General features: G+C 68.0%; 1 protein-coding gene. It reads right to left on the bottom strand.

What is annotated here, in order from left to right:
• Nucleotides 1-2012, bottom strand: a 2012-nt coding sequence (locus ABZ956_RS30455) for a type I polyketide synthase (RefSeq protein WP_361900748.1), incomplete at both ends; no start/stop codon positions are given.

The following is a 2012-nucleotide window of genomic DNA, read 5'->3' as shown; positions in this document are numbered from 1 at the left end:
ACCCACACCTGCACCTGAACGCCACCCTGCTCGGGCAACACCAGCGGCGCGGCCAGCGTCAACTCCTCGACCGCATGGCAACCGGTCTCGTCGCCGGCACGGATCGCCAACTCCAGCAAAGCCGTACCCGGCACAAGCACCGAACCCATCACCACATGATCGGCAAGCCAAGGATGCGACTGCACCGACAGACGCCCGGTGAACAGGAAGCCGTCAGTGTTGACCAGCTCCACCGCCGCACCCAGCATCGGATGCTCCGCCGAACCCAGCCCCGCGAACCGCACATCCCCCGCACGCATCAGCGAACCTGCCGGCCAGAACCGCTCGTGCTGGAAGGCGTACGTCGGCAGATCGACGTGCCCTGCACCGGTCCCGGTGAAGACAGCGGCCCAGTCGACCTTCGCGCCCTGAACGTGCAACTGCGCCATCGCGCCGAGCACCGTGACCTCTTCGTCCCGGTCCTTGCGGAGTACGGGGACGAGTACGGCGGCCTCGTCGGTCACCGACTCCCGGGCCATGGCCGACAACACACCGTCCGGCCCCAGCTCCAGGAACCGGGTGACACCCTCGGCCTGCAACGCACGCACACCGTCCGCGAAACGCACGGCCTCGCGAACGTGCCGCACCCAGTAGTCCGCAGAGCACAGGTACTCGTCCGAAGCCGGCTCGCCGGTGAGGTTGGAGACCACCGGAATGGTCGGGGAACCGAAGGACAGCCCCTCCACGACCTTGCGGAAGTCCTCCAGCATCGGCTCCATCAGCGGCGAGTGGAACGCATGCGACACACGAAGCCGCGTCGCCTTACGACCCTCACCCTCGAAGTACACGCGGATCGCCTCAACCGCACTCTCCGCACCCGAAACCACCACGGACAACGGGCCGTTGACAGCGGCGATCGACACCTCATCCGTCAGGTGCGGCAGAACCTCGTCCTCCGTCGCCCGCACCGCAACCATCGCACCGCCCGACGGCAGCGCCTGCATCAACCGGCCACGCGCCGCCACCAGAGCACACGCACCATCCAGCGAGAACACACCCGCCACATGCGCAGCAGCAACCTCACCAATGGAATGACCCGCCACAAAGTCCGGCCGGACACCCCACGACTCCACCAACCGGAACAGCGCCACCTCGACCGCGAACAGCCCAGCCTGCGCATACACCGTCTGGTTCAGCAGCTCTTCGTCCTCGCCCCAGACCACGTCCCGCAGCGGACGGTCCAGGTGCTCGTCCAGCCCCGCACACACCGCATCGAACGCCTCAGCAAAAACAGGGAACCGGCCGTACAACTCACGCCCCATCCCCAACCGCTGCGAACCCTGACCCGAGAACAAGAACGCCGAACGGCCCGACCCCACCTGGCCCTCGACCACACCCGCGTCCGCCTCGCCGACCAGCAGCGCGGAGAGGGACCGCACGATGCCGTCCCAGTCCGCGGCCAGCACCACAGCGCGGTGTGTGAAGCTCGACCGTTCCGTGGCCAGGGAGTAGCCGATGCTGGCAGTCGGCAGTTCGGACTCGCCCTCGACGTGGTTGAGCAGGCGGGCGGCCTGGGCCCGCAGCGCCGCCTCGGTCTTGCCCGAGAGCACCCAGGGCACCACTCCGGGCTCGACCACAGGCCCGTTCTCCAGGGCAGCCGGCACCTCGGCGGGTTCGGGCTGCTCCAGGATCACGTGGGCGTTCGTGCCGCTGATGCCGAAGGACGACACGCCTGCCCGGAGTCGTCGGTCGGTTGCCGTCCACTCGACGGGCTCGGTCAGGAGCTCGACGTCGCCGGCCGACCAGTCGACGTGCGAGGACGGGGCGTCGACGTGCAGCGTCTTCGGCAGCACACCATGCCGCATCGCCATGACCATCTTGATCACACCGGCAACACCAGCCGCAGCCTGCGTATGACCGATGTTCGACTTCACCGACCCCAGCCACAACGGCCGACCCTCCGGCCGATCCTGCCCATACGTCGCCAGCAACGCCTGCGCCTCGATCGGGTCACCCAACGTCGTACCCGTACC

The sequence above is a fragment of the Streptomyces sp. NPDC046261 genome (assembly GCF_040646235.1).
In the GTDB taxonomy this organism is placed as follows: Bacteria; Actinomycetota; Actinomycetes; order Streptomycetales; family Streptomycetaceae; genus Streptomyces.
This window is presented reverse-complemented; position numbering and strand designations above follow the sequence as displayed.